Origin of the sequence: Clostridium puniceum (genome assembly GCF_002006345.1) — a bacterium.
GTDB classification, from domain to species: Bacteria; Bacillota; Clostridia; order Clostridiales; family Clostridiaceae; genus Clostridium; species Clostridium puniceum.
This window is the reverse complement of record NZ_LZZM01000127.1, coordinates 1-25,656: the sequence shown is the minus strand read 5'-3', so window position 1 is coordinate 25,656 and position 25,656 is coordinate 1. Positions and strand designations below refer to the sequence as shown.

The 25,656-nt window shown below is 26.8% G+C and carries 20 protein-coding genes and 2 pseudogenes; 3 read left to right on the top strand and 19 right to left on the bottom strand.

What is annotated here, in order from left to right; genetic code table 11:
* Positions 1-36 precede the first annotated feature (36 nt).
* The 12 genes and pseudogenes from CLPUN_RS09745 to CLPUN_RS09690 all read right to left on the bottom strand — a co-directional run bounded on the left by CLPUN_RS09745 (position 37) and on the right by CLPUN_RS09690 (position 19,090).
* Positions 37-1,740: an SWIM zinc finger family protein gene (locus tag CLPUN_RS09745; protein WP_077847097.1), complete on the bottom strand. Its 1,704-nt coding sequence runs from the start codon at positions 1,738-1,740 to the stop codon at positions 37-39.
* Positions 1,741-1,917: 177 nt separating this feature from the next.
* A pseudogene (locus CLPUN_RS09740) lies at positions 1,918-2,604 on the bottom strand (Rpn family recombination-promoting nuclease/putative transposase); the annotation flags it as partial.
* A 66-nt stretch (positions 2,605-2,670) separates the two neighbouring features.
* Positions 2,671-3,720: a PDDEXK nuclease domain-containing protein gene (locus tag CLPUN_RS09735; RefSeq protein WP_077847096.1), complete on the bottom strand. Its 1,050-nt coding sequence runs from the start codon at positions 3,718-3,720 to the stop codon at positions 2,671-2,673.
* A gap of 190 nt (positions 3,721-3,910) precedes the next feature.
* On the bottom strand, positions 3,911-6,328 hold the full coding sequence (locus CLPUN_RS09730; protein ID WP_077847095.1) for a DUF2357 domain-containing protein: 2,418 nt from the start codon (positions 6,326-6,328) through the stop codon (positions 3,911-3,913).
* Positions 6,303-8,036: an McrB family protein gene (locus tag CLPUN_RS09725; RefSeq protein WP_077847094.1), complete on the bottom strand. Its 1,734-nt coding sequence runs from the start codon at positions 8,034-8,036 to the stop codon at positions 6,303-6,305. Before CLPUN_RS09725 ends, CLPUN_RS09730 begins: the two co-directional genes overlap by 26 nt.
* 21 nt (positions 8,037-8,057) lie before the next feature.
* Positions 8,058-9,485, bottom strand: a complete 1,428-nt coding sequence (locus tag CLPUN_RS09720; RefSeq protein ID WP_077847093.1) for an HRDC domain-containing protein — start codon at positions 9,483-9,485, stop codon at positions 8,058-8,060.
* Between the two features lie 535 nt (positions 9,486-10,020).
* Positions 10,021-11,565, bottom strand: a complete 1,545-nt coding sequence (locus CLPUN_RS09715; protein ID WP_077847092.1) for a pentapeptide repeat-containing protein — start codon at positions 11,563-11,565, stop codon at positions 10,021-10,023.
* 130 nt (positions 11,566-11,695) lie between these two features.
* A complete protein-coding gene (locus CLPUN_RS09710; protein WP_077847091.1) occupies positions 11,696-12,835 on the bottom strand; it encodes a reverse transcriptase family protein in 1,140 nt (379 codons plus the stop codon).
* Between the two features lie 238 nt (positions 12,836-13,073).
* Entirely contained in the window at positions 13,074-15,125 is a 2,052-nt protein-coding gene (locus CLPUN_RS09705; RefSeq protein ID WP_158078740.1) for a retron Eco8 family effector endonuclease, read from the bottom strand.
* Between the two features lie 401 nt (positions 15,126-15,526).
* On the bottom strand, positions 15,527-18,067 hold the full coding sequence (locus CLPUN_RS09700) for a DEAD/DEAH box helicase family protein (RefSeq protein ID WP_077847089.1): 2,541 nt from the start codon (positions 18,065-18,067) through the stop codon (positions 15,527-15,529).
* Positions 18,068-18,240: 173 nt separating this feature from the next.
* Positions 18,241-18,744 (bottom strand): YkgJ family cysteine cluster protein, encoded by a 504-nt coding sequence (locus CLPUN_RS09695; RefSeq protein WP_077847088.1) that lies wholly within the window; start codon positions 18,742-18,744, stop codon positions 18,241-18,243.
* 37 nt (positions 18,745-18,781) lie between these two features.
* Complete coding sequence (locus CLPUN_RS09690; RefSeq protein ID WP_077847087.1) at positions 18,782-19,090, bottom strand: nucleoside triphosphate pyrophosphohydrolase; 309 nt, start codon at positions 19,088-19,090, stop codon at positions 18,782-18,784.
* A gap of 409 nt (positions 19,091-19,499) precedes the next feature.
* Here CLPUN_RS09690 and CLPUN_RS28620 point away from each other — a divergent pair, with 409 nt between their 5' ends.
* Complete coding sequence (locus CLPUN_RS28620) at positions 19,500-19,655, top strand: hypothetical protein (protein WP_242954090.1); 156 nt, start codon at positions 19,500-19,502, stop codon at positions 19,653-19,655.
* A 114-nt stretch (positions 19,656-19,769) separates the two neighbouring features.
* Positions 19,770-20,360 (top strand): DUF4351 domain-containing protein, encoded by a 591-nt coding sequence (locus CLPUN_RS09685; protein ID WP_242954089.1) that lies wholly within the window; start codon positions 19,770-19,772, stop codon positions 20,358-20,360.
* Positions 20,361-20,541: 181 nt separating this feature from the next.
* Here CLPUN_RS09685 and CLPUN_RS09680 read toward each other — a convergent pair whose 3' ends face one another.
* The 6 genes and pseudogenes from CLPUN_RS09680 to CLPUN_RS09655 all read right to left on the bottom strand — a co-directional run bounded on the left by CLPUN_RS09680 (position 20,542) and on the right by CLPUN_RS09655 (position 24,703).
* Positions 20,542-22,203 carry a hypothetical protein gene (locus CLPUN_RS09680; protein ID WP_077847086.1) on the bottom strand — a complete coding sequence of 554 codons (1,662 nt, stop codon included), beginning with the start codon at positions 22,201-22,203 and terminating at the stop codon, positions 20,542-20,544.
* 60 nt (positions 22,204-22,263) lie between these two features.
* Positions 22,264-22,485 carry a hypothetical protein gene (locus CLPUN_RS09675; RefSeq protein WP_077847085.1) on the bottom strand — a complete coding sequence of 74 codons (222 nt, stop codon included), beginning with the start codon at positions 22,483-22,485 and terminating at the stop codon, positions 22,264-22,266.
* A gap of 24 nt (positions 22,486-22,509) precedes the next feature.
* Positions 22,510-23,430, bottom strand: a pseudogene (locus CLPUN_RS09670) (DUF6155 family protein); the annotation flags it as partial.
* Between the two features lie 124 nt (positions 23,431-23,554).
* Positions 23,555-24,250 carry a hypothetical protein gene (locus CLPUN_RS09665; RefSeq protein WP_143329021.1) on the bottom strand — a complete coding sequence of 232 codons (696 nt, stop codon included), beginning with the start codon at positions 24,248-24,250 and terminating at the stop codon, positions 23,555-23,557.
* Positions 24,251-24,261: 11 nt separating this feature from the next.
* On the bottom strand, positions 24,262-24,381 hold the full coding sequence (locus CLPUN_RS09660) for a hypothetical protein (RefSeq protein WP_242954088.1): 120 nt from the start codon (positions 24,379-24,381) through the stop codon (positions 24,262-24,264).
* A 16-nt stretch (positions 24,382-24,397) separates the two neighbouring features.
* A complete protein-coding gene (locus tag CLPUN_RS09655; RefSeq protein ID WP_242954087.1) occupies positions 24,398-24,703 on the bottom strand; it encodes a DUF6933 domain-containing protein in 306 nt (101 codons plus the stop codon).
* A 246-nt stretch (positions 24,704-24,949) separates the two neighbouring features.
* On the opposite strand from CLPUN_RS09655, the gene CLPUN_RS29165 reads away from it, so the two are divergent.
* Entirely contained in the window at positions 24,950-25,084 is a 135-nt protein-coding gene (locus CLPUN_RS29165; protein WP_278281616.1) for a hypothetical protein, read from the top strand.
* Positions 25,085-25,194: 110 nt separating this feature from the next.
* Here CLPUN_RS29165 and CLPUN_RS09650 read toward each other — a convergent pair whose 3' ends face one another.
* Positions 25,195-25,542, bottom strand: a complete 348-nt coding sequence (locus tag CLPUN_RS09650; RefSeq protein WP_077847081.1) for a hypothetical protein — start codon at positions 25,540-25,542, stop codon at positions 25,195-25,197.
* Between the last annotated feature and the right edge of the window lie 114 nt (positions 25,543-25,656).

Below are 25,656 nucleotides of genomic sequence, written 5' to 3'. Positions count from 1 at the left end.
TTATACTACCAGCATTATTAAGAAGCTAATTTATTTTTATTTAATTTTACTTAGTTCATCTAAAAATGCTGGTTTCTTTCTATACAAAGCTATTAATTCATTTATTATTGGAGTTTGACTTTGCTTTCCTGCAATCCTTTTATATTTTTTAATTATTGCACATACATTTTTATAATGACTTCTATTGGATGCACGACTTGCTTCAAGCTTTATATATTTTTTATAAATTTCTATAACTTCATCTTTAAATTTATCCATTAAAATTTCTGCATAACTATCGATACTTGTTAGATTCTCTCTTACATAGGCCATTATTTCATTTAAATCCTTTTCCTCCAATATTATCTGAAGAAACATACTTTTAGAATGCCAGTCTTCCTTCACTTTAAGTTCTTGTTTTAAATTATTATAAAAACTTATTTTATCCTCTTCCAATTCTTTAAGCTCTTTATAATATTCAAATTTTCCTTGAAACAAAAGTTCCTTAGCCAAATTTCTTTGATCATCTTTTAGGGCTGATTCTTTATATGCTGAATATCTTATTTGTTTCCATTTTAAAATTAATCCAGCAAATCTCTTATCCTGTTTTTCTCCTTCTAGGGCTAATTCTATAACTTTTTCATAATTTTTATCTTTAAAATACTTGTTTATAAATAATTCTCTAAAAGAAGAAAACTTTAAGTTATCTTTTATAAACTGTTCTGCTTCTTCCTTAGTACCATACTTATTTACCATATTAAATAATATCTGAAGCATGCTTTCATTGCTGTATTTCATATACTCATTATTAGAATTTTTCTCAATCAAGTAATTTAATTTTATTTTTAGTTTGTCTCTAAGAGCTTCTGTAGTCGCAACCTCAGCACATACCCCTAACATGTCAATTCTATAATCTGTCCACTCATCAAAAATCTTACTTTCACTTTTACTCAATAGTTTCTCAAATAACTCTTCCTTTAAATTAATATCTATATCTTCATTATAACTTATTACTTCACCTATTAAATCAATGGTTTTTGATAATAAGTATCCAATATCACCATCAGAATCATCAGCATATTGAAAAGCCTCTATTCCTTCATCTATTACTAGAAATGCAATATCAAGTGCTAATATTATATTATCTGTTTCTCTAATCTTTTCTAATAGCACCTCCATATCACTTACAAAATAACCTGCTTCTCTATATGAGATAAAGCCTTCTCTTCCTAAATGCTTTCTCACAATAGAGTCTATTAGCTTCTTACATTTTTTGATTTCCTGTTCACTATTTCCTTTTGAATACCTGACAATAAGACTATTATTCAAGGTTCTGTCCTTTTGAGTTATATCCAATATTATATCTATTAATTTTTCCTTTGAAAGATTACTTAAGACTTCTTTTATTTCTGGCTCCTTAGCCTTTTTCTTTTTTACTTTTTCATTATTTATAGCAATATTGCCATTTTCATCTTTATTATTTATAACCTTGCTCATATGTTCAGCCAATTCAAAATAAGCTGCAACTTCATGCTTACATATTGGTCCAAAATCATAAGGGCAATTACATTCAGAATAAATTATTTCTCCATTATCATCAAGCTGAACTACAACCTGGTAGTCTTCACTTCCCTGTACTTCAAAGATGTAAGTATTATCTCCTTCATTACAAGTATCAAGTATATTTCCATCAGTATAATAGTCATAACCTCTTTTTAAAATTGTTTTATCTATATATTCCTTAAAATTATTAATATTCATGATAACTCCTTTGGTATTTTACTTTTTGTGCTGTTGCAAAAAATCTGAACTATTCTATTCACTTTTATTTCCATTATTATAGCATAAATTTGTATAATATAATTTGAAAAAGGCAATCTATCATTTCTAGCGATAGACTGCCTACTGGTAATGCAATACTCATTATTAACAACATTTTTATATTTTGATTTTTAATATTTCTTCCCTGCTAAGTTTTGAATATTTAATTATTTTTTCTATCGGTTCATTATCTTTTAACATCTCTAATGCCTTTCTTTTTTCGCCTTCTTCAATTTTCTCTCTATCTCTTTCTAACAATTTATAAGTTCCGAATTGCGCTTCGCACTCTTTTAATAGGTGCATAAACTCAACCTCCATTAAAACATCATTTTTAACTTCTTGAACTCTTTTATGTATAGTTTTCACAAGATTTCCTTTAGCATACTTTACTTTATTATCCGTTGAATCTTCTACATAACCTAGAAATTCTAATAATTCTTCACTTAAATCATTCATAATTCCTTTAGTATTTAATATTATTTTTTGTGCTTCATCATTTAATATTATACTATTATCTTCTAAGCATACATTTTCAAAAGTATACTTATGACAGCCTTTATTAAATAAATCAAATGTACAAATAAATATTATATAACTTTTAGCGAGTTTTCTATAATCTTCACCTTTGCTTATTAAATCTAAATCTATGCTTCCTTGATAGTACCTTAGCCTTTTAGGTAAATTCTTATGCTTGCCTCGTTACATCTCTACATTATAAATTGTGTTACTCTCATCTTTAATATAAACATCCAGTCTGATACCTTTACTTTCAAGTAATAAATTTATAGTTTTCTGTTCATAAACTTATCTATTTTACCAATTATCTTTAATAACATAAACTTAAAAATCCATCTTATTTTGTATTTATAGTCACATTTTTCTTTGCTCAAGATGCATTTTTGCTCTTTGTATAGCTTTATGTAGCTTTTCTTCAAATAATTCTTTTGGTGGCATTTGTGTAAGGTATTGTGCCACATGTATACCACTATTATCTAATTCTAACAATTCTATAGTCTCATTTGATTTCTCAGCGCATAATATTAATGCAAGTGGGCTTTCTTCACCTTCCATCTTCTCGTACTTATTTAACCACCTTAAGTAAAGCTCAACTTGCCCTTTGTGCTCAGGCTTAAATTCTTCTAGTTTTAGCTCTATAACTACAAGACGTTTCATTCTTCTATGATAAAATAATAGATCTATGTAATAGTCTCTATTATCAATTGTGATTCTTTTTTGTCTCCCTAAAAGCGCAAAATCAATTCCCATCTCCAGAATAAATTTTTCAAGTTCTGCTAATATAGCATTCTCTAAATCTTTCTCGCTATATGTATCTTCAAGTCCCAAGAAATCAAGTACATAAGGATCTTTAAAAAATAAATCAGGAGTCATCTTATTCTCTTCTCTAAGTAACTTTAAATCATTAATGATAGTAAGATCAGGTTTCTTAGAAATAGCAGTTCTTTCATACATCATTGAACTCTTTCTTTCTCTTAAAGTTCTAACACTCCATCTCTCATTGCTGGACATAGTAGCATAAAATTCTCTCTTTAGACTATCTTCAATTGAAATAAGTTCAACCAGATGTGACCAAGTTAATTGTGCCGACATTGTCGTCACAATTTTATAATCTCCAAATGCTTCATAAAACTTAATCATTCTAAACAGATTTCTTTTACCATAACCCTTACCATATTGTTCAGATAATTCTTTTGCTAAAGCTTCAACAACATTTTCCCCATATACAGCTCTTTCAGATTTAATAATATCTTGTTTTATAGTCTTGCCTATATTCCAATATAATAATACAAGTTCTGAATTTACAGAGTGATATATTTTTTCTTTAGTCTTTTCAATTAATGTAGAAACATTCTGATAAAGTACTGTTAATTCATTATAGTTATTTTTAATTTCTTTAGACATGATAGCACCTTCTTGATTTTCAAATTATATCTCCATCCATTATAGCATAAATTAGATTTAAGAATTCATATGTCTATACTTATAATTATTTCCACTTCCACAAATAACATACGTACATAAGTTCTTATCATCAACAAAAAATAACCGAGTACATTCTATCTCAATAGGAATATACTTGGTCAATTTATTTCTATTTTCCAAGAAGTTCTTTTATATTTTTTATAGGCTTCTTTATAAAATCCTCTTTAGAAACCTTTATTACAGTTTCATCTGCAATACTCATTATTCTATCATCATTAACAACTATATTAATACCATCTAAATTAAAAGCCTTAATTCCACTTTCAGCACCAATTATATTATGGCCATCTATTGAAATTTCATTATATAATCGTTTTAATTCTAAGAAAAGTCTAAATTCTTCTTTATTTTTAATGCACAGCTCCGTTATGCTACTTGCATTCATAAGAAGATAAAAAGTAGTATATATAAAGCTTCGAACTTGATACTTATCTATCTTTATTTTGCTTTCAAGATTGCACCACTTTTCAATCTCCAACTTATAATATAAACTCTCATCATCCTTCGGTAGCTCAAGTATCTCATTTCTTTTCACCAAATGAATATCCTTAATCTTGCCATACCACACTATACCACCATCACTACCAAATAAGTTTTGAGATTGTGAAAGAGCAACATATTTAATATTATTTTTAGCTAAGTTAATTTTCTTAGCAGGTATATGATAAAAGTTATGCTTAAGATTTACTTCTAACTGCTCCTTACTTTTTAATGCTCCAACTAGCACTTCTCTCCTGCTGAAGTATTCATCTTTCAAATACTCCTCTTTTCCTACTGGCTCAATCGCTCTTTCAAAACTTGAATAAGAAGATTCCTCAATAATTTCATCTAAAAAATCTTCCATGAGTTTAGTAGTTGATGGCAAAAAGGGTATTGCTCCTATATTAACTTCTTCTATACTCTTATAGAATCTATTGTTTTTAAATTCTTCTTCATTATCATATGGAAACAATACAAATGCTCCAAAAATGCAATTATTTATAGGTTCACTAGGATTTTTTATTTTATCTTTACGCTCTAATAATTTATCTTTATTATAATCGTAAATGATTGCATCCCTATATCTATGCATAGTATTAATATCCTCTTCCTTAGGACCAATACTTCCATAACTTTGAATATATTCTTCAGATGTATCTATCTTATACTTTGCATCAAATATGAATTCATAGGACTTTACACTACCTTCTTTATGCATGGATAATATATTATCTGGCTTTTGTGATACTGTTTTTGAGCTTCTTCTGGAATTATAGTAAATTTTGAATTTTTCATTTGTTTGTGGATTACAATAAGTAAGAGAGGATTCCACACCTTTTTTAAGGGAAACTGTAATTCCATCTTTATTTATTTTTAACAGATCAGAGCTTACTAATTTGTACTTCCTTTTTAGCAATGAATTTATCTTTATAAAGCACCAATATTCATATAATAAGGAAAGCTCCTTCATTGAAAGGCTGAATACATTTGAATTAACACTTAATCCCTTTTGAAGCATAAGATAATATTTATAAACGTCTTTATACCCATTCCCCATAGAAAATACTAAAGAAAGATTTGCTTCATTATATTCACCTGGGATATTTCTTAAGATTGAAGTATTAATTCTCTTATTTATTTCCTTTTTAAAGCTCAATAATCTTTCTAATATTTCAGCATCATTGTTATTAAGCTTTTTTAACTTTAAAATAAACTTATCTATTTTGACAATTATCTTTAATAACATAAACTTTAAGAATCTATTTTCTTTTGTATTAGTGGTCACAGTTTTCTTTGTGATTAATGCTTCTTTAGGCAAATATGTATCATTTAGCTTTTCCATTAAATATGGTCTTTTTTCTAAATACTTAATGGTTTCATTAGATGCATTTCTTATTTTATGATATTTAACTACCTTAGAATCCTTTTGAAGCTCATGATATGGATTATATAATATTATGTCTATGGATTTCTTAAGTTTATTAAATACATAATTTAAAATGCTATAAAATTCACTATCATTATTATTGCTCTTATTATTTATTTCAGAGGATAAATAAGTTCTTGCTAAAAATCCATAAGCCAGATTATATATTTCTTCATTTACATCTCTTAATATAGCTTTATAATCTTCTTTATAGCTTATCTTAGTTGGATATACTTCTAAGGTAATTTCAAGTTCTGGCTTATTATTAACATTAATTATAAAATCAGTAGCACCAATATCTCCTTTGAAGTTTATTACACCACTTAGGTTATTTGATTTTGAAGTTATTGGCGTTACTTTATTTCTTATATTAATGTTTTCATGATAAAACTCTACATTAGCATTATTTTTGCTTTGAATTATGATTTCATAATTAGAATATTCTTTAAGATATAATCCTTTTATATGTTCAATATCTGCTTCATGGGACTCCATATTTAATGGATTTATCTTTAAAATTGCTTCATGACTTATACCATATCTTTCACCTTTAAGTACAAAGATAACATTAGCTGTCTCTATGGATATAAGTTCATTATTGCCAGAAGGTTGTGAATCCATCTCTTATGAACCTCCTGATCATATAGATAAGTTTTTCATTGGTTAATTTAAATTTGTAATTTATTTTATCAGAACCTTCATTTGAAGCTGTAATTTTTTCTTTTAATTCTTTCAATTCTTTTTCTTCTAAATATTCTCTATTAGAAAATCTATAAGCATTAAATAATTCAAATATATCAAAAAGCATGTCCAAAACTTCGCTGCTGCTGCCACTTATTTTAGGAAGAATCTTTTGAACTACGCATAAGTCAAAGGCTTCATCAAAGGTCATTACATTGTCTTTAGCAGCATAAATCATATAAAAAGTTATTTCATCTCTTACTCTATATCCAAAATGATAATTATATTTTTCAAGGATATCATTAATTTTAATAAGTTCATTTATAACCTTTTGAGCTGTATTTTTAAATTCTTTGCAATCCTTAATTTTTAATAATTCTGATTTTAAGAAGTCATTATGATAAATTTTAATTTCTTCATTAATATTAGAATTATAAGAACTTGAAACATCATCTTCAAAAGAATAACTTAAATCAACTTTATTAAACTCAATTGTATTTGCCCTGTCTAGAACTTTTTTACTAAATGGAAAGGTTGTTTCATCCATATTTACTGTGCCTATAATATATAAATTTTGAGGGATATAAACATCTCCATAAGTGCTAATAGATACAGAATCTCTTCCTATCTGCTCTTCACTAAGAATGGTATTAGTTATTATCTCATTATCTTCATTTAATCTTCTTGTTTCCATTAGAGATAAAATGTCACTAAAATAATATTCAACTCTAGCCAAATTCATTTCATCTAAACAAATGAAATATGGAAGCTCAGGATTCATCATAGCTTCATAACAAACCTTAGTTATAATTCCAGGCGTAAATTTGCCTTCAATATTTCTAAAGCCTAAAAGATCAGTACTATCTGACCAATCAGGTTTTACTGGAACTAAATTAAATCTTTTATTTTCAGCTGTAGCTCCAAGAGATTTTGCAAATAATTCTACTATTTTACTTTTACCTGTCCCTGAAATTCCTGAGAGAATTACAAAAGGTTTTGTTTTTAGAGATATGTAGAGATTTTTAATTAATGATTTTTCATAGGTATAACCTTGGCTTACTATGTAATTGTAGATATAATCTATAGTTGGCTCAACTTCAAAACTGGAGATTATTTCAGTTTCATTTGAAGGCTCTTCAATATCTTCTATATCATTGTCCTCTAAGTCTTCATTGTCCCCATCATCAATTGCTTCTTCAGCTCTTTTAATTAATTTTACTATGAAGGTGTCTTTTTCTTCACCTTTGTAAAAATCCATGTATTCTTGATATTCAGCTGGTAATTTCACTTGTGTCTTACTATTTTCATCTTTATGTTTCATTATGTAATTATAACTAACTGATAACTGTTTAGATAAGTATTCTATCAGCTTTTTCTTAAATGTAATTTGAATTACAATACTATCTCTTTCTTTAAAATTAGGTTGTCTTATTGCTCCATCAAATTTTATATTGTTAACTACTATAACAACTTTTATCTGTTTCCCTTTCACTATTTCACTTGAAAGATTACTAAGAAATCCTTCATGATATCTGGTTGATATGGTTGTCCCCTTTGTGAAAGTACTATAATCAACTGTTTTTCTTGCTATTGCATTAAAATCTTTTGTTTCAATTTTACTCCATGAATCTGCTCTCTCTTTTTCCATTTCATCAATCTTCCTATCAAACTATTTTACAATTTCATTATTTCCTGAAAAAGATTCAATTTTATCTATTATATTAAACACATTAAGAATTCCTTCTCCATATTTCTCAACTTTAATTTCACCAAAACCCTTTACTTCTAAAAGCTGACCTTTCGTTTTAGGCTTTACCTTAATTAATTCCTCAATTTGCTCATCTTTAAAAACCATAAATGGTTTTATTTTCTCTTTTTTAGCTGTTTCTGTTCTGAATTTCTTTAATTGATCTTTTATTTCTTTCTCACCGTGAATATTAAGTTCATCATGATTTTTCTCATTCGTATCCTTTCCATTTGCAACATACTCTTGGATAATCTTTAAAATATCATTACCATACTTATTAATCTTTACTTCACCTAGTCCTTTTATATCATGTAATTGTTCAACTGTTTGAGGTTTCTTTTCTACGAGATTATTAATTGTGCTACTAGGAAAAACATAATGATATTTTAACCCACTATAACCTTCTTCTTTAGCTTTTTCATTTCTATAAAGTTTTAATTTTTCTGCAAGGTCTATATCACTTTCACTTAGCTCAATTGCTAGATTTATTCCATCTTCACTCAGTTTTTCTGTAGCGTTTAAATCATTAGAATCTATTTTCTGTTCTTCACTAATATCTTTTTCTACAATGCTGCTTTCCTCACAAAAATCTTGTTCTGTTATTCCAAACTTTGCTCTATAATCTATGTTTATAGGTGTATGCTTTTCTTTAAAGTATTCTGCTATTTTAAATGCTGTTTCTTCTTTAAAAACTACTTTTTTGAATTCGTTATCCAAATTTTCAATATAATTTCCTAAGTTTTCGGCTCTTATTATTTGATTTTGTATTTCTTCCGATGCATATTTTTTTCTTATTATTGCTTTTGGATTAGCCATTATAACAAGAGATTTCACTGGTACATTTTCACATTCAAAAACTTCTTTAAGAATTCTCTTTATTAAATTTACATGTTTCCTATTCTGTTCAATTGGACTAAGCATTCCTTCTTTATTTTCATATCCATTTTTATTTTTATAAACCCTTACAAATTCTCCTTCACTATTAATATTTACATCTCCTAAAAGCTGCTTTGTTTCAATAACACAAATATATTTCTTTGTTATAACCAAATAATCAATTTGAGAAGTTCGCTCATCATATTCTATTCTTACATCATGCAAATATATGAATGGTGAAACACAATTTCTAAACTCAAAGTCAACTGTTTTTTCGCCTTGCAGTCCTCTTTTCATTGCTTTTATTTCTTTATTAACTAATTCCTTTTTCTCATCATTCTTTAACTTTGATAATAATTCATCTAAGACTTGTAAATTATCATTTTCTGTTCCAAATTCCTTAATTGCTGTTGGTTTTGAGATAGTTTTAAATTGTGAATTTTCTATATTCAATAAATTCGAAATAAATCCCATATTATAATTAACCCTACTTTCAATAATTTTATTTAATCATTTATGTCATTTTATTCTTCCTAATTTTTATATTATTATAGAAAATTATAACATAATCATTATTCATTTCCCATGTTTTGTAATTATCTATTTACAATTTTTGTCATAAATTAAAATCAAGCACATGAATTAATTTATCCTTAAGCTTCGCTTCTTCCAACTTCCATTAGTAGACAACGTCAATATTTGTATATTATATTTCTTCAAAATTCCATCCTCCATTCTGTCTCTCTGTAGCTGCTTAGGATTATTTGCATGGAAAGCCTATCCATAAACTTCTACTACTAAAACAGGATCTTTATCTATTTTCCTAAAAATCAATATGGGTTAATGAAATAGTTATATACTTTAATTCTTAAAATTCTTCATTATTTAGTACTTTTTCTATTGAAGTATTGATTAAGTTTTATGAATTATATTTTAGAAACTTTTTTATGCTTGAATATAGATATATCATGATACGTAATCTGTATCTATAACTCAAAAATAGTTAAAACTAATCACCAAATGTTATATTAGAAATATCATTACACTCCTCAATATATTGTTTCAGATATTCGCATCCATCTTGAAATTTTATTAGATGATATTTATTATTTTCACATATTAAATTATTACATTCTTTTATATCCTTAAATTCTACACTATTCAATCTACAACTTTTATAAGATGCATTATTAAAATTAACACCAAACATCTTGCATTCACTAAATTTAGATCTAATATTCTTACTTCCATCAAATCTCGAACCATTAAAATCTACTCTCTCAAAAATGTTTCTATTGTCAATCTCTGCATTCATAAAATTAGCCTCATAAAATTTCGTATCTTTGATTTTAGCTTCTGTAAGATTTATTCCCTCCATTCTTGATAATTTATACACACAGTTGATAAATCTGCATTTTCTTAATACAGCTCCTTTGAACAATACTCCTAAAGTCTCTATATTACTAAATTCAACATTTTCAAGTTTGCACTTGCTAAAATCACAATTATCATAAATATTTCCACAAAATTTGTTGTTTTCAAAAATTCCTTCCCTAAATGATGTATTTTTTAATATTGCATTTTCAAACTTTGTATTAATAAATATACATTTTTTTAAATTTGCATTTGATAAATCAGCCTTATATAAATTCCACTCTGATAAATTCAACTCATATAAACTAATTTTAGGTAAATAAGCTCCCTCTATACTGAATTTCTTTTCTAACTGAGATAACTTTTTTATTATTCCTGATGTTATTTTTACTAATTCTTTTAATAAATTATCTACTAATTCTACATTTGTAATTATTTTTTTCTTCTCAATTGAGATGATTTCTGCTCTTGATGACTCTCCGTTCTTACATTGCAATTCAATATTATAAGTAATTCTATCTTTAGAATCTTTAAATAGTTCACTTTCTTTCCACTCTTTAAACACCTCAATATCAATATCTAGTAACTTAATTATTTCATCTTCCTTTTCATCTAAAGCTGTAAGTTCACCTGCTAATTTTATTTTTTCAAGTTTTGCTGACTTACTCTCATCTATCAGAAGCTTAAGACTTTTCTCAGCATTATTTATAAGCGTAACCATTACAGTGTCAGCTACAAAATAGGATGTTTTAAATTTTAATAAATTAACTAAGTAAGGCAATGCTTCTTCATATTTTCCTAAAGCTTGTATTGCACCAACTTTTGTTGGTTCATCACTGCTTGCAAGTTGAGATAAAAAACTAGTCATTTGCTGTTTTTTATTTTGCTCTGTTTGCATTCTAAATGTATTAATTTGATTACTCATAGTTCTCAACGAAATTATCACAGTAACTGCAGTACAAGCAAGTGTAATATATTGAAATACTATAGAATTATTAGAATTTTTTATATCAGTACTTAATTTTTCAATTTCTAATCTTGTTTTTATCTCTTGCAAATTTAAGTTTCCTTGTTCTGTACTAATAGTATTTTCGGTGTTTGCTAGAACAACACTCCTTGTAAAAAGGCTAAAACAAATAATAGTGAATAATAGCAATAGAAATATATTTTTCTTCGACATTTGTCCACATCCCACTCATTATATATTTTTTATAACCAAATTAATAACTATTGATATTTTTATACGCAAATAAGAGCCTATAAATATATAAGCTCCTATTTATGCTAAATCATTACATTCTCCCCCTTTTCTATTCTTGAATTTTAAGAATAACTTCCTGAATCCTATCAATTAATCTTTTCACTTTATTATATGTTAGCTCTTCATTTTCTCTTGGCAACCAATTAATCAAAAATGATCTATATCCGCATAAATAATTAATAAGTTTTCCTCTGCTTGAAAAGTAGCAATCTGCTTTATATTTAATATATTTAAAATTATTATCCTTATCGTTGAGCATATTTAGGTATGTACTTGTACTAAATGGCTTAAGTGTATCAAAAATATATAATATTTTAGAAATATCATGTTTTCTTCCCCTAGATAATGAAATACAATTTGATATTACAAATCCATTTAATGAAATCTCATCAAGCCCTTTTTTAGTTTTTGAATAATTAATCTTAAAACCATTTTCATCAAGTATCTTTGTAATCATATTTATAAAGTAAGTTTTAAACACCTTATTATGCTTTGATGAAAATAGCATATCATCTGCATATCTAGAATATTTAATATTTAATTTATTACAATAATTGTAAATTCTAATATCTTCTCTAATAAAAATTATGTTGGATATTGTAGGAGAAGTTACTGCTCCTTGCGGTAATAGATTATCTAATGTAACAATCTGTGAAAAAATCTCAAGAAGTTCGTCTTTTAAAAAAGAATCCTTAGGTGTAAAGTAATTACTAAAAATTTTTTTTATTAGATCTAAATTAATAGAATCAAAAAAACTTTTTATATCAATTCTAATATAACATGTTTTTTTACCAATATAGTTTCTTAAATGTGGCTGTAAGCAATCTTTGCTAACATCTTTTCTTGAATTTGATTCTAAATAATTATTATCAACCTCTTCCCTTAAATGTACTTCTAAGTACTTCTTGTAAGAAACCCCTTTTCTAAATCCATATACATATAACGGTAAAGGAATATTGTTTAAGAAATAATTTACCAAGTTCTTTTGCAAAAAGTAAAGTGGACTATCTTCTATTATACACTTTAAATTTCTGACTCCATTCTTTTTATTAATAGTTTTATTGTAATAATATTCTTTCTTTTTATTTATAATTTCAATTACATTTTCTTTTTCTTCTCTTAAAATATTTTTATAAAAAAATTCTTCATCGTATATCGTTCTAATTGCCATAATTATAATCCATTTCATATAAATACTACAGATAGAATAAGTACAATCTTACTGCCTCGCATATTCTAGAATCGAATAAGAATATACAATAGATAATAATAATAATAATAAAGTTATGTCCTGTAATTGTGACAAATTTTCCTTGGATTCTAACAATTTAATATGTACTATAGTATTAGTTTAACATATAAGTTATTTCAACAAGGCCAGACAATTTAAGATGCTCTAAACGTCTAGTTTACTACTCACTCTATCTCTAATATTTAGATTTATTTTCTATAGTTTTTATTATATCATATAATTCTTTAAAATGCTCCTTAAATGTTTCAATTTCTTCCTCCTTTGTCATTTTTTTATTATTTATATAGTTATTAAAGAAATAATTCATAAATTCACTTACCCATCCACTAGTCTTTTTAACTTGATACCAATTCATATCATTATAAGCTTTTTTGAATTTACTATTCGCATCTAATTTACTTTTTGCTTGACTTTCTCCAGTAATCTTCTCTTTATTACTATTTGCATATTTTAATAAGTTATCACTCTTGCCCTTATGTAATAATCTTAATGCCGCTACCTTATATTTTAAACTTTCTTCCAAATTGAAAAAGCATTCTAATTTCTTTATATAATCAGCTTTCTGATTTATATTAACTATCTTATTATCTATTCTCCTACACATCCACTCAAATACAATATCTATGTTACCTTCATTTATTAATACCCCTTCAATAGTGGTACTTACTGGATAAATGTCATATTGTTTGCAATAGTTTTTTATTAACCCTCTTAATTCATAAAAATAATTATCATATGGTAAACCATAGTCATTGAATCTAAATCGAACATCATTGCAATATCCAATGATTTGCTGTCTAACATTCAATGTTTGTATACGTTTCTTTCCATAAAGTAGTTTTTCCTTCTTCTCAATCTCTTTTACAGATAATGGATTTAAAAATTTATCTCTTTTTATACTAAATATATTTTCTTTTTTATCAAATGCAATTATTTTATCCATATCTAATAATACTAAAAAAGGAATTTCGAGATTCTTGTTACTTGGATGAATAGTTTTCACTCCAACATTATTACCATTAAAACTATACAATTCTATTTCTTTTAATAAAGGAAATATTGACTTCAAATTTTTATTGTTAAAAAGCTCATTTTCAGTATATCCCTCATAAAATAATATACATTTTGCAAAATAGCAACATGCTTCCGTCTCTGTTATTATATTAGCTTGTCTGTTATCTTTTGACTCATTTAATTTAGTAATTATTGTATGTCTATTTTTCAATATTGTATGATACATAACAGAATTTGCTCCACTACTAATCATATCCTTTACCATCCTACTAGAATGTGTTGTAAAAATTATTCTAGTTGGTTCTGTAATTGATGTGAAACTTTCAATTAAACTATCAATAAATTTAGGATGTAAACCTATTTCTGGTTCGTCAACAATTAATAATGAATTCTTAAATTTTAATGGAGTTATTGTCTTAATTAAGTTTATTAGTAACCTTAAATAATTATATGAATTTGTCCCATCCGAAAAATAATCCAAATCATTTTCATGATGTCTAAATTCTCTTCCTTTAAGCTGAAATTGAAACATATGTACTAACTTCTGCCTATTAGTAAATGTTTGTAGATTAATATCATTATTATTAAATTCATCTTGGATATATGACAACGCTTCTACCACTTTATTTTGTAAATTTTCTTCCATTGAACTTTCAAATTCTTCTTGTTCCTCAACTTTAACTTTGCATATATCCCCAATAATATCCCATAAGTTATTCCAATCTGTTAGATTAATATGTCTTGAATCTATATGATATATTGGGAATATTGATTTTAATAAGCTTCTTGTTTCATCTGTTAAATTCCATACTCTATTATTGTTTTTTTTATATTGTGTTAATGTTGCAGTAATTATATGTTCTTTCGTTTCTACATATTCATGGGAATTTTTATAATTAAACAAAGACAGAATTTTTTCAAAATAAGGGTTTAGCTTTTCATCTATCATCTCTCTATCTCTTATAATTTTAAGTATTGAGGAAAAATCATAATCTACTGTGATTTCAGTATACTCTGCATATTGATTTTCCTTATCAAAAATATTTTTACTAGAATTATCTCTTGTTAAATTATCATAGAAATATTTTAATGCCTTTAGTATATTTGATTTTCCTGATCCGTTTTTCCCAATTATACAATTTAACGTATTAAGTTCAATTTCTATAAATTTAATCGATTTAAAATTCTTTATTTTAATCTTCTTAATTGACATACAACACCTCATTACGATTTCTTTAATTACTGATTTTTTATAAGCTGAAAATTTATTAAAATATAGATAACTTTTAAATTTTCAAAAAATCCGATAGTCAAAATAATTAAGCAAATTATCTAATATAAATTAATTTTAAAATTGAATATCATTTCTCATAAAAAAAGTGTATATTTTACTAAACTTTGAAACCAAATTATTTACATGTGAATTATTTTGAATTGCATCATTAAACATTTGACGTGATTCAAATCTGTGAAATTTTCTATTTAGGATATATGAAATTTACTTATTTATAAAAAACTAATATAACTTTTCCGTTTATTTTAATTCTGCTCTAAGACTAATCATAACGTTTTAGCCATTTTAGGGCATTTCATAATAAAATCAAGAAACATATATTAAAATTCACTTCTATCTAGATAATATCTATTTTCTCTAAACACAATAGAATCTCTCATATGTTCGACAAATATTTGATTCTGTATAATATTAATCAACTGTTCATTTAATCCAATTAAAAATTCTACCTTTGTTCTAAAATAACAAAACTCAGTTTTAAGCAAAAATTTAATCGGATTCTCCCTAGCCAACCTCACATACTTACCCTTATCCCACTTTTCAAAATCCTCCGTCCCCTTATCCCTAAGCATATCCACCTTATTACTACCCTTCCTATAAAACTCATAAAAGCTCCTATAAACATCCTCTTCATCAATTTCCATCTTAACCTTCCCCCCATTATAAAATGCGAGGAAAACAGGAATCTTATAACTCTTACTCATCTTTGTTGTTTCAATCATTTTAATAAAGTCATGTCCTATGCTATTATATAAAGCTTCTTCACTTTCAAATAATTCTCCATTTTCTTTTAAGAAGGTTAAATAATCATTAAAAGGATTTAGTTCACTTTTGTTTCTTTTTATTGCTGAATATATTTCATCATCTATATTATTGAAAAATTCAACTCTACTTGGTCTATGTCCTACTAACTCTTTTACTCTTAAAAATTCTTCTAAAATCCTCTCTTTGATATTCATTTCTTTAGCAGCCAATCTCTTAAATACATCTATAATTCTAAAATCAAAATCCACTCTGCAATCTTCTGGATATTCATCTTCATTCAGAATTCCTTTTTTTGCTTCAATTCTAGAGTAAGCTTTTCCACTTAATAAGAATGGTAAAAGGTCTGCTTTTTTATAATTTCCTATGAAATCTAGGACATTTAAATATTTTTTATCCTTATGCTTTCTAAGTCCTCTTCCTAACTGCTGCAAAAATACTGTTGGAGACTGAGTTGGTCTTAGGAACATTACCATATCAATTGCAGGTATATCTAAACCTTCATTAAACATATCTACAGAAAATATAACCTTTATTTCTCCCTTGGTTAATTTATTTACTGCTTCTGTTCTATTTTCTGCGTATTCTCCATTTTCTCCACTATATACTGCAACTGCGGTTACTCCATTTTCACAAAAATATTTTGCCATATATTCTGCATGTTTTTTAGAACTACAAAACCCTAAAGCTCTACCAGAATTATATTTTTCATAATGCTTTAAAATTAATTCTCCTCTTTTATCCAGCATTAAAGCTTCTTCTAATTCTCTATCATTGTATTTTCCGTTTTTAAATTCTATATTTTCGTAATCTACCATTTGATCATAAATTCCATAATATCTAAAAGGTAAAAGATACCCTTTATTAATTGCATCACTAAGCCTTATTTCATAAACTATATTATAATCACAAAGAGAAAATACATCCTTTGAATCAAGTCTTTCAGGTGTTGCTGTTAAGCCAAGTAAAAATCTAGGTGTAAAATAATCTATGATTTTTCTATAATTGTTTGATACTGCATGATGGAATTCATCTATTACTATGTAATCAAAATAATCTCTTTTAAAATATTCTTCCTTTAAATATTCCTCTTTCCCCAAGGTTTGCACCAATGCAAAAATCATTGCTTTATCATTATCCTTAGTACTGTTATAAAAGAATCCAACATCCTCAGATTTCCTAACATTTTTAAAGCTTCTAGCTGCCTGTTTAATTATTTCTTCTCTATGAGCAACAAACAAAACTCTTTCAGCCTTCATTGAATCAAAAGCCGCAAGGTATGTCTTTCCTACGCCAGTCGCAGCTACTACTAACCCTTTATCAAAGCCTTCTTCCCTTGAATTCTCCAATTCATATAAAGCTTCTATCTGTGCTCCCTTTGGCTCAAAAAGTTCTACAACCTTATTACCTTCAATTTCTTTTGGTTCAAGTGCAAATTCATCCTCATTAGTTTCATTTTCTTTAGCCTTTTCAAGATCCTTATAAACCTCCGGTCTTTTCCAGTTTTTTGAGTAATCCTTCATAACCTCATCATTTATAATTTCAGAATAATTATTAAACAAATTCTCAAATTCACCATAAAAATCATTAAAATCTTCAGGATTTTGTGAACGCAGAAATCTGTAATTCCATTCAATAGAATCCGTTAAAGCTCCCCTTGAAAGATTTGATGAGCCTATATAAATTTCACTATCCTTTTCAGTATGAAATATGTAAGACTTGGGATGAAAAGACTTATTATGTACATTGTAAAATCTTAAATCTACTTTATCCTTAAGTTCACCCTTAAGCATATAAAGAGCTGTTGGAGATGTGATATTTAAATAACTTCCTGTTAAAATTCTTATACTTACATTTCTATCTATGGCTTCTTTTAAATCCTCTAAAATCATTTTTACTCCAGAATCCATAAGAAAAGAAACTATTATATCAATAGCCTTTGCCTTTTTAATGCTTTCCCTTAGTTTAAGGTATAACTGATTTTCATTTCCTGTACTTGCATTTTTAAACTCACATACCTTTGCATTTTCATTAGCAAAAACAACTTCTTTTTCCCTTATATCCAATTTTTCATCTTCAAGTTTCTTAAGGCCACTCATAAAATTCCCCTCATTTTTCAATTTCTAACACTATATATGAATATTTTACCACATCAGTCATATTACTTCCATTGAAATTATGCTGCTTGCATATTTTTATTAATACAAATAAGCACACTGCTTGTAATTACTACAAATAATGTGCATATTATAAATTAGAATTATATTATTTATTAATATCTCCTCTTAAACCCATAAATTTTCTTCAATCTTTCCAGCATTTCAAAAACTATAGGACATACACTTGAACACTCAACTATACTAAGTAAACTAAATAATCTTTCTGGCTTATTTGTAAATGGGTAGTCTTTACAGCCATCTGGTTTACATTTTTCAATCTCACAAACACCATTTTTAGCTAAAAAACAGCATGGCTTTGCTTTCAAATCATATCCCTCAACAGTCTCCTCTATATACTTATCCATAAATTCTTCTTTTGTAATGCCAAGTAACTTATAAACTTGTTCTATTTCATTTTCTTCAAAGGTTACTGTATACTCTTTGCAACAATTTCTACATTTACTACAATCATATTCTTTAAATAATTCATTATGTAATTCCAAAAATTGTTCATCTAGCTCATCTACATCTGCATGATTTTTTAAATATATCCTAAATTTATAATTTTCCCTTTCCACCTTTGCAAATGCTTCTTTTATTTTCCATGGTTCTATCACAATATCTTCTCCTCTGCTATTCCTTTTTATGAACTATTTATAATACACTTTTAAGCACAATCCCATCCTTAAATCCCCCACGTTCCTCTCTCTTCTTATCTCTAGTCTTCAAAAGCTCCTCTTCACTATAACCTAAGCTATCCGCAAGCCCAAATAAAACCTCCATTACATCAGCTAATTCCTCTAAATTTTTATCCTCTAAAAATTCATTAACTTCTTCCTGTAATTTTTCTTCTAAAAGCTTGTACTTTTCTTCACCAGCTACAATTAAAGTCTCACATTCTCTTCCGTCTGCTTTTATTATTTTGGGAATTTTATCTCTTACTAATTTATTATATCTCTTCATTAGCTTTCAGTATTCCCTTTAAATACTATATCAACTTTTTATTTTTATTATACCTATAAAATATTTTTTTGTTAATATGCACTATTGATTAAATTCTTAATTGTGCTATGCACTTTTTTTATATGGGAATAAGTTCTTAATTGTGCTATGCACTTTTTTTATATGGGCATAAGTTCTTAATTGCGCTACGCACTTTTTTTATATGAGTATATTTTAATTATCCATTTTGATCAATCCCGCATTTTGGGCGCATCTTCTTCACCATATATATGCACCTTTATAAAGAGTGCGATAGCACAATTAGGAACTTAAAGAATATATATGGTTATATTCTGGAGAATGTTTGTTTGTATAAAATTCTTTTCATTGGAAAAACTTAAAATAACATCTACTTGGAAGGAGTTTTAATATGGATTATAATAAAATTGAAGATGCAGTATTCAAAAAGGCAATGGAAATCTTCAAAGATAGTGCATCAGAATTTTTTGACTTAGATTTAAAAATAATCGCACCAGCAGAAACTGAAATTAAAAACATTGACATAAAAACTAATGCTATGGATTAGTTATTTTATACAACCAATGGTTAATATTTACATTTAGAGTTCCAAACCACCAAGAAAAAAGATGATATCTCAAGGTTTTTATATTATGATGCATCCCTATATTTCAAAAGTAAAATGAATATAAATACAATAGTAGTATATTCTTCTGAAATTACTGATGCAGTAAATCATCTAAATTGTGGATCAATTACATACGACATTAAATCTTTTTATATGAAAAACTTTAATGGAGACGAAAAATTGCAAACCATAGAATATAAAGTAAATAATAATACAGAATTAACTCAACAAGATATTATGACACTAAGTTTTATACCATTAATGAGGAGTAAAAAGTCAAAAAGCGAAATTACCTTAGAAAGTATTGAAATAGCAAAGAATATTCAAGATAATGATGATAAAAATAATTGCTTAATGTTGCTTTATGCTTTATTTGACAAGTTTGGTGATGATGTTTCAAAAAAACAATTTAAGGAAGTTGTTAGCATAACAGAAGTAGGCAAAATGATTTATGAAGAAGGTTTAGAGAAAGGTATTGAAAAAGGAACAGCTGAAATACTAATAAAACAATTAATTAAAAAATTTAAAATAGTTCCAGAGGAATATAAAGAAAGCATAAGAGCTTTACCTCAAGATGTATTAGAAGTTATAGGAACCGAAATATTTGACATAAATTCAATTGATGAACTGAAGAAATATTTTTAGAGAATACAAAAATTAACTGCCTTCTGTTAAATATACAGCGGCAGTTAAGATACCTTAATTTAATTAAAAAATCTCTTATACCCCTCAGCTATCAAGTAGAATTTTTCTACTTCATCGTCATTTCCTATTCCATAATTTAAATACAGCTACCAGATATATTTGTTATTTTTTTGATTGCACCTTATTTTAAGACTTCAAACTCTGCCTTAAATGCTCTCTTTGTAGAATGCACTTTTTTATACTTCTCTATAATGATTTTCTTTGCACCTATATTACCATGTGATTCCATTGTTTCTCCTAATGCAGATATTAGTTCTGCAACTTTATAATAACTTTTTCTAAATCCGTTGCCAACAACTGCCTCAGTTCTTTTATCAACCTCTTCTTGTAACCAGGTAATGTACTTTTCATATTGCTGACTTGTTATTTCAAATTTACTCCTCCATATTAAAAATCTATCAATAAAACTTTGTTCATCCTCATCTGAATAATTCAATCTATGTTTAATCTCCTCTATTAACTTTAGCCCAACATTAGATAATCTTTTGTTTTGGTCTAAATATAAAATGAATAGAGGCACAATGATACCTTTTAAATTCTCACTCCAGCCTAAGTAATTTTTATCTTTCTTATTACATTTTTCATAAATATAATCAATTTCTCCATTAAAGAAGTGGAGAATATTATTATGCTCCTTTGAAATAATATTAATTGCCATTTCATTATTAATGCTTCCAAATCCCAAAAATGAATTTTTAGGAAGTGTTTTCACCTTTACAAGTTCAATGTTTAATATATCGTTACCGTTTTTAATTTCATAAAGTCTTAAAAAGTGATTTAAAGTTGATTCTGATTGAAAAGCTATTCTATAACATTCTAAGACAATTTCTTTATGCTCTAATTCTTTTGCAGTCTTTGCAGTTAAATCAGCCACCTTACCTCTAATAATCAGATCTTTATTGAGTTGCTCCATTGCCTCTAGCCCTAGCTTTTCACATTCATCTAATCTTCTTTCACTGATTAAATACTCACATGCTTTTAAATATAAAATAGGATGCTTTTGAACCATTTCTCTAGCAATATTATCTAACTTTTCTACTCCACCCAAAAGAATACAAGCTTCATATAACAAATTTGCTGCAAAATCTCCATTTTCACTCTTTAAACATGTAATCAAATCATCCAAAAATACATCTATGTCTACTAGTTCTTCTGGACCTACAGAAAAAAACTCTTCCAACCTTATATTATTTGAAATATTCAATTTTAAATATGTAAAAACAGCTGATGCCCTCTCTTTTCCTTCAGAAGTATGATATTTTGCATATATTAAGTTAAGTACTATTAGCTTAATATTCAAAGAAACTAATCTTTCAAGAGCTAATTCTTGAAGTTCTAATTCATGTGTCTCTTCTGCATCACTATCATATGCTCTAAACCTCATGTTCATAAGCAAATTGTATAAATCGAAAGATTCCTTATACCTTTTTTGATACAATAAACTTTCAGCTACTTGAAAAGCAAAAGTTAGCTTTTTTCCTATTTCATAAGTATCATAATACTCATAGGAATCATCTATCCAATAGTTTTCACCATATACTTCACAATAACTACATTCAAAATAAATGTCTCCATTTTGTATTTTTTTGCTCCAATCTTGTATTTCTTCAATATCATGAATAATCTCATCATAATTGTTTTCACTATTTAAAGAATTCAAAAATTTAGCTCTTTCATCTTCTTGAATTGTACGTGCTAAGTTGTGAATCCACTTGTCTTTCTCATTATCAGACATGGTAGCTAGTTTTTCATCTACCACTTTAATAAAATTATTATAATTCATTATTTTTATCATCCTTTATACATAGTGTATCTTCTCTTTTATTATTACTCTTCCACATTTCTAAAATGGCAGTTCATCACAAGAATCCTCAACCTTCTCCGATTCATATACCATATCTATTTCTAAATCCTCTTCAAATATTCCATATGGAACTCCACCTTCTGTAAACCCAGCTATAAACTCCATACCATATATTCCTTTTAAATATTCTTCAGCTTGTTCTTCTGTCCATATTTCAATCTTATTATTTGTATGTTTTTTAAATTTTTTCTTTTTTCCCATGCTTTATTATTAGCTCCCCTATTTCTAATTTCTTATATATTCAGTTCCACACACTTTACATATAACTCTATCTGCAAAATCTTCATTAATCACCTCTTTAAGATATAACTCACTACTACCACATTTGTTGCATTTACCTCTATCATATGTCCAATAATCATTTTTCATCTCATAACAATATCTCTGCCACAAAATAAATTGTACAGGTTCAAAAGAGTAGCCTGTTCTTTCCAATATAAAATCATACTCCTCATCATTGCTAAAATCATAACCTTGTGACTCCATTTTTGAAAGAAATATTTCATCTGAATCTATAACATCGCTTATTACTTCATCAATATTATTTTCATTATTTAAACCAGGAATACCTTTTCTTTCTCTTAATCTATTTGATATATACTCTTTAATAACCTTGATTTCACTTAGATAAATATCAAAGTCCTCTAGATTAAGCCACTTAATTCCAGAATATATCTCCTTAAGCTCCTCATGAAATCCCCATCCGATTCCTTTTGTACAATCAATAACAGCTTTTATTCTATCTTTATAGATATTAAAAATTTCTGAATCTTTACATTTGTTAATATCACTTACTGCGGCTTCATACATTCCTTCAACGCTCTCATAAAAACCTTCATTTATATCACCATATGCACAAGTAAATTCAATGCCCATCTCCACAAAATAAAGCATTACGTCTAATATAAGTTTTTCATCTGAACATAACTTTTTAAACTCGCTTATTGCCTTTTTTGCATTACTTATTTTAAATGGTGCATTAATGTTTTTAGGAAAAAACACATTAAAAATTTTATTCTTATAAGCTTCTGCTATCTGCTCAATTTCATCTTGCCCTGCATATTTAATAGTTATATATTCTTTTAGTTGAGGAATAGCTTTATAACTATCTATAACTAATTTAATTAACTCTTCTTTACTTTCATTTTTAGTATATTTTTAATTTCACTAACACTTAATATATATTTCTTCTTTTTCAACTACTTTACCACCCATACAAAAAATTTAACTATCATTCTAAATACCTATTTATGTATTTCATTATTATAGCTTACTCTAATATCTTCTTCTTTAAACTTTGTAATTTTTCATATTGTTCAGATTCACTATACAACTCAAGCAATCTATCTTCCACATCTTTCTTATCTTTCAATCCGGGTACCTCAAGAGCTTTCAATAATAATACTTCTCCACTTACAAAATCCGCCTCGTCACCTTTACATATCCAATACTGATCAGACCATCCTATCCATCCCCACCCCCATTCAGGTGTTTCTTCTAAATAACTTTTAAAAAGTGCCTCACCTTTTTCAATATCTCCCATAATAAAATAAGTTTCTGCTATAGCTCTTTTTGCATTTTCAATGCCAATTTCATCTTTTATTTCAATGAAATTTTGAATTTGTTCATTTAATAGAATTCGTATATTTCCATAAGATTTAATAATCTCAATATTTCTTGAATTTTCAATTACACAATATAAGTTGCTACCAAAATCATTAATCCAATTCATAATATATATTCTTCCATTAAAAATCTCATTAAAACTTTCAAATGATTTCAAATTATTTTTCTGCATATAATCCATCATTTCATTCCAAGCTTCACACCATATCTTTATAGCTTTATCCTCTTCATGATTTTCTAAATATTCATATCCTTTTTGAAGCTCAAAATCTAATTGTATCAATTGCTCTAAAAACAACTCCTTTTTCATATTTCTAAATATTTTGTTTATTATATCCATAATTTCCACCATTACTCCCAAGCGATATGTTTTAACCTTCTATTTACAATATCTATATCAAATTTTCTGTACCTTTGACTATCCGCCCAGCGTTTCATACTTTCATGTTCTAGATGTGTAGCATTTCCCATGATTTCAAGATATTCTTCATATTCTGTTATTCCACCAACATCCTCTGGTGCTCCATATTATTTCTTTTTTTATCTTTAACTGTTGAAGAGATTTTCTTATGCCTTGTAAAATTAATTCTTCTATTTTTATAAAGTCCTTTTTTTTAAGCCCAAAAAGAACAAACCCAAATCTATTTTTGTCATTTACTACTACGACTGCTTTTCTTCGCTTAAGCTTAATCAAATTAGCACTCCAAGAAAATAATTCACTTTCTTCCACTCTATTCTTTTGAGTTACTAATCCTATCTCATCTTGTAATTTTTTTGTGCACCCTATAATCACCTTCATCATCTCCTTTGAAACCTCAAATTTCTTATTAATTAAATTTAATTTTACTATATTCTATATTAATATCCCATAATTTTATCATATTATTAAACACTTTCCTTCTAGATTCTAAAACACTATTTTATCACTTAAAACTCCAAAACAAACATTCTTTTCATAAAATAATCTAATAAAAATGAAGTTGCTACTAATAATGAAGGTTATAAATTTAATGTTAAAGAATATTGGATTATAAACCCAATGAAAAATAACATATTGGTTTATGTGCCAACTGAAAATGGATATGATGCTCCTACATCCTATACCCTTAATGATAAAATTAAAGTAAGCATTTATGATAATCTAGAAATAGACTTTAATTCTATTAATCTATAATCATTATTTTTTAATTCCAATAAAAATGAGAGTTTACTTTGCATAAACTCTCATTATCCCAGCTCTTATCAGAGATTAATCATTTAACATACTTAAGTACAATCTCAACATTAAATTGTGGTATTTTTATTCTCATTCTCAAGTCCTTCTAAATACTCTCCTGCCTTCTTTGAAAAATAATTTTCATACTGACTCTTACTTGCTTTACTAAAATATTCTTTTGCCAATTGTGACTCATTTAATTTTAGATAGGTCATTCCAAGAAAATAATTATTTTCTATATCATAATTAAATTTGTCATAAACAAGAGTCGATTTTTTCAAACTAAAAATTACTTTTCTCTTTTTTTCTTTATTAACATAATCTTCTATATACCTTAAAGCTTCTTCTTTATTTCCTTTCACTGCTTCAAAATAAGCTCTAATTATAAATGTTAATATGAAAGTGGTTCTTTCCAATGTTAGTTGAATTTTAGGTATTCGAGATTTAGAATTTTGCTTCTTAACAAAGCAAAACTACATCTGCCATACATAATGCGCTTAATTACCTTTAATTTATTTACACTACCTTCC

Coding starts and splice junctions, on each gene's coding strand:
- CLPUN_RS09745 (WP_077847097.1), bottom strand. CDS start 1,740: ATGAATATTAATAATTTTAAGGAATATATAGATAAAACAATTTTAAAA.
- CLPUN_RS09735 (WP_077847096.1), bottom strand. CDS start 3,720: ATGTCTAAAGAAATTAAAAATAACTATAATGAATTAACAGTACTTTAT.
- CLPUN_RS09730 (WP_077847095.1), bottom strand. CDS start 6,328: ATGGATTCACAACCTTCTGGCAATAATGAACTTATATCCATAGAGACA.
- CLPUN_RS09725 (WP_077847094.1), bottom strand. CDS start 8,036: ATGGAAAAAGAGAGAGCAGATTCATGGAGTAAAATTGAAACAAAAGAT.
- CLPUN_RS09720 (WP_077847093.1), bottom strand. CDS start 9,485: ATGGGATTTATTTCGAATTTATTGAATATAGAAAATTCACAATTTAAA.
- CLPUN_RS09715 (WP_077847092.1), bottom strand. CDS start 11,565: ATGTCGAAGAAAAATATATTTCTATTGCTATTATTCACTATTATTTGT.
- CLPUN_RS09710 (WP_077847091.1), bottom strand. CDS start 12,835: ATGAAATGGATTATAATTATGGCAATTAGAACGATATACGATGAAGAA.
- CLPUN_RS09705 (WP_158078740.1), bottom strand. CDS start 15,125: ATGTCAATTAAGAAGATTAAAATAAAGAATTTTAAATCGATTAAATTT.
- CLPUN_RS09700 (WP_077847089.1), bottom strand. CDS start 18,067: ATGAGTGGCCTTAAGAAACTTGAAGATGAAAAATTGGATATAAGGGAA.
- CLPUN_RS09690 (WP_077847087.1), bottom strand. CDS start 19,090: ATGAAGAGATATAATAAATTAGTAAGAGATAAAATTCCCAAAATAATA.
- CLPUN_RS28620 (WP_242954090.1), top strand. CDS start 19,500: ATGGATTATAATAAAATTGAAGATGCAGTATTCAAAAAGGCAATGGAA.
- CLPUN_RS09685 (WP_242954089.1), top strand. CDS start 19,770: ATGAATATAAATACAATAGTAGTATATTCTTCTGAAATTACTGATGCA.
- CLPUN_RS09680 (WP_077847086.1), bottom strand. CDS start 22,203: ATGAATTATAATAATTTTATTAAAGTGGTAGATGAAAAACTAGCTACC.
- CLPUN_RS09675 (WP_077847085.1), bottom strand. CDS start 22,485: ATGGGAAAAAAGAAAAAATTTAAAAAACATACAAATAATAAGATTGAA.
- CLPUN_RS09665 (WP_143329021.1), bottom strand. CDS start 24,250: ATGGATATAATAAACAAAATATTTAGAAATATGAAAAAGGAGTTGTTT.
- CLPUN_RS09660 (WP_242954088.1), bottom strand. CDS start 24,381: ATGGGAAATGCTACACATCTAGAACATGAAAGTATGAAACGCTGGGCG.
- CLPUN_RS29165 (WP_278281616.1), top strand. CDS start 24,950: ATGAAAAATAACATATTGGTTTATGTGCCAACTGAAAATGGATATGAT.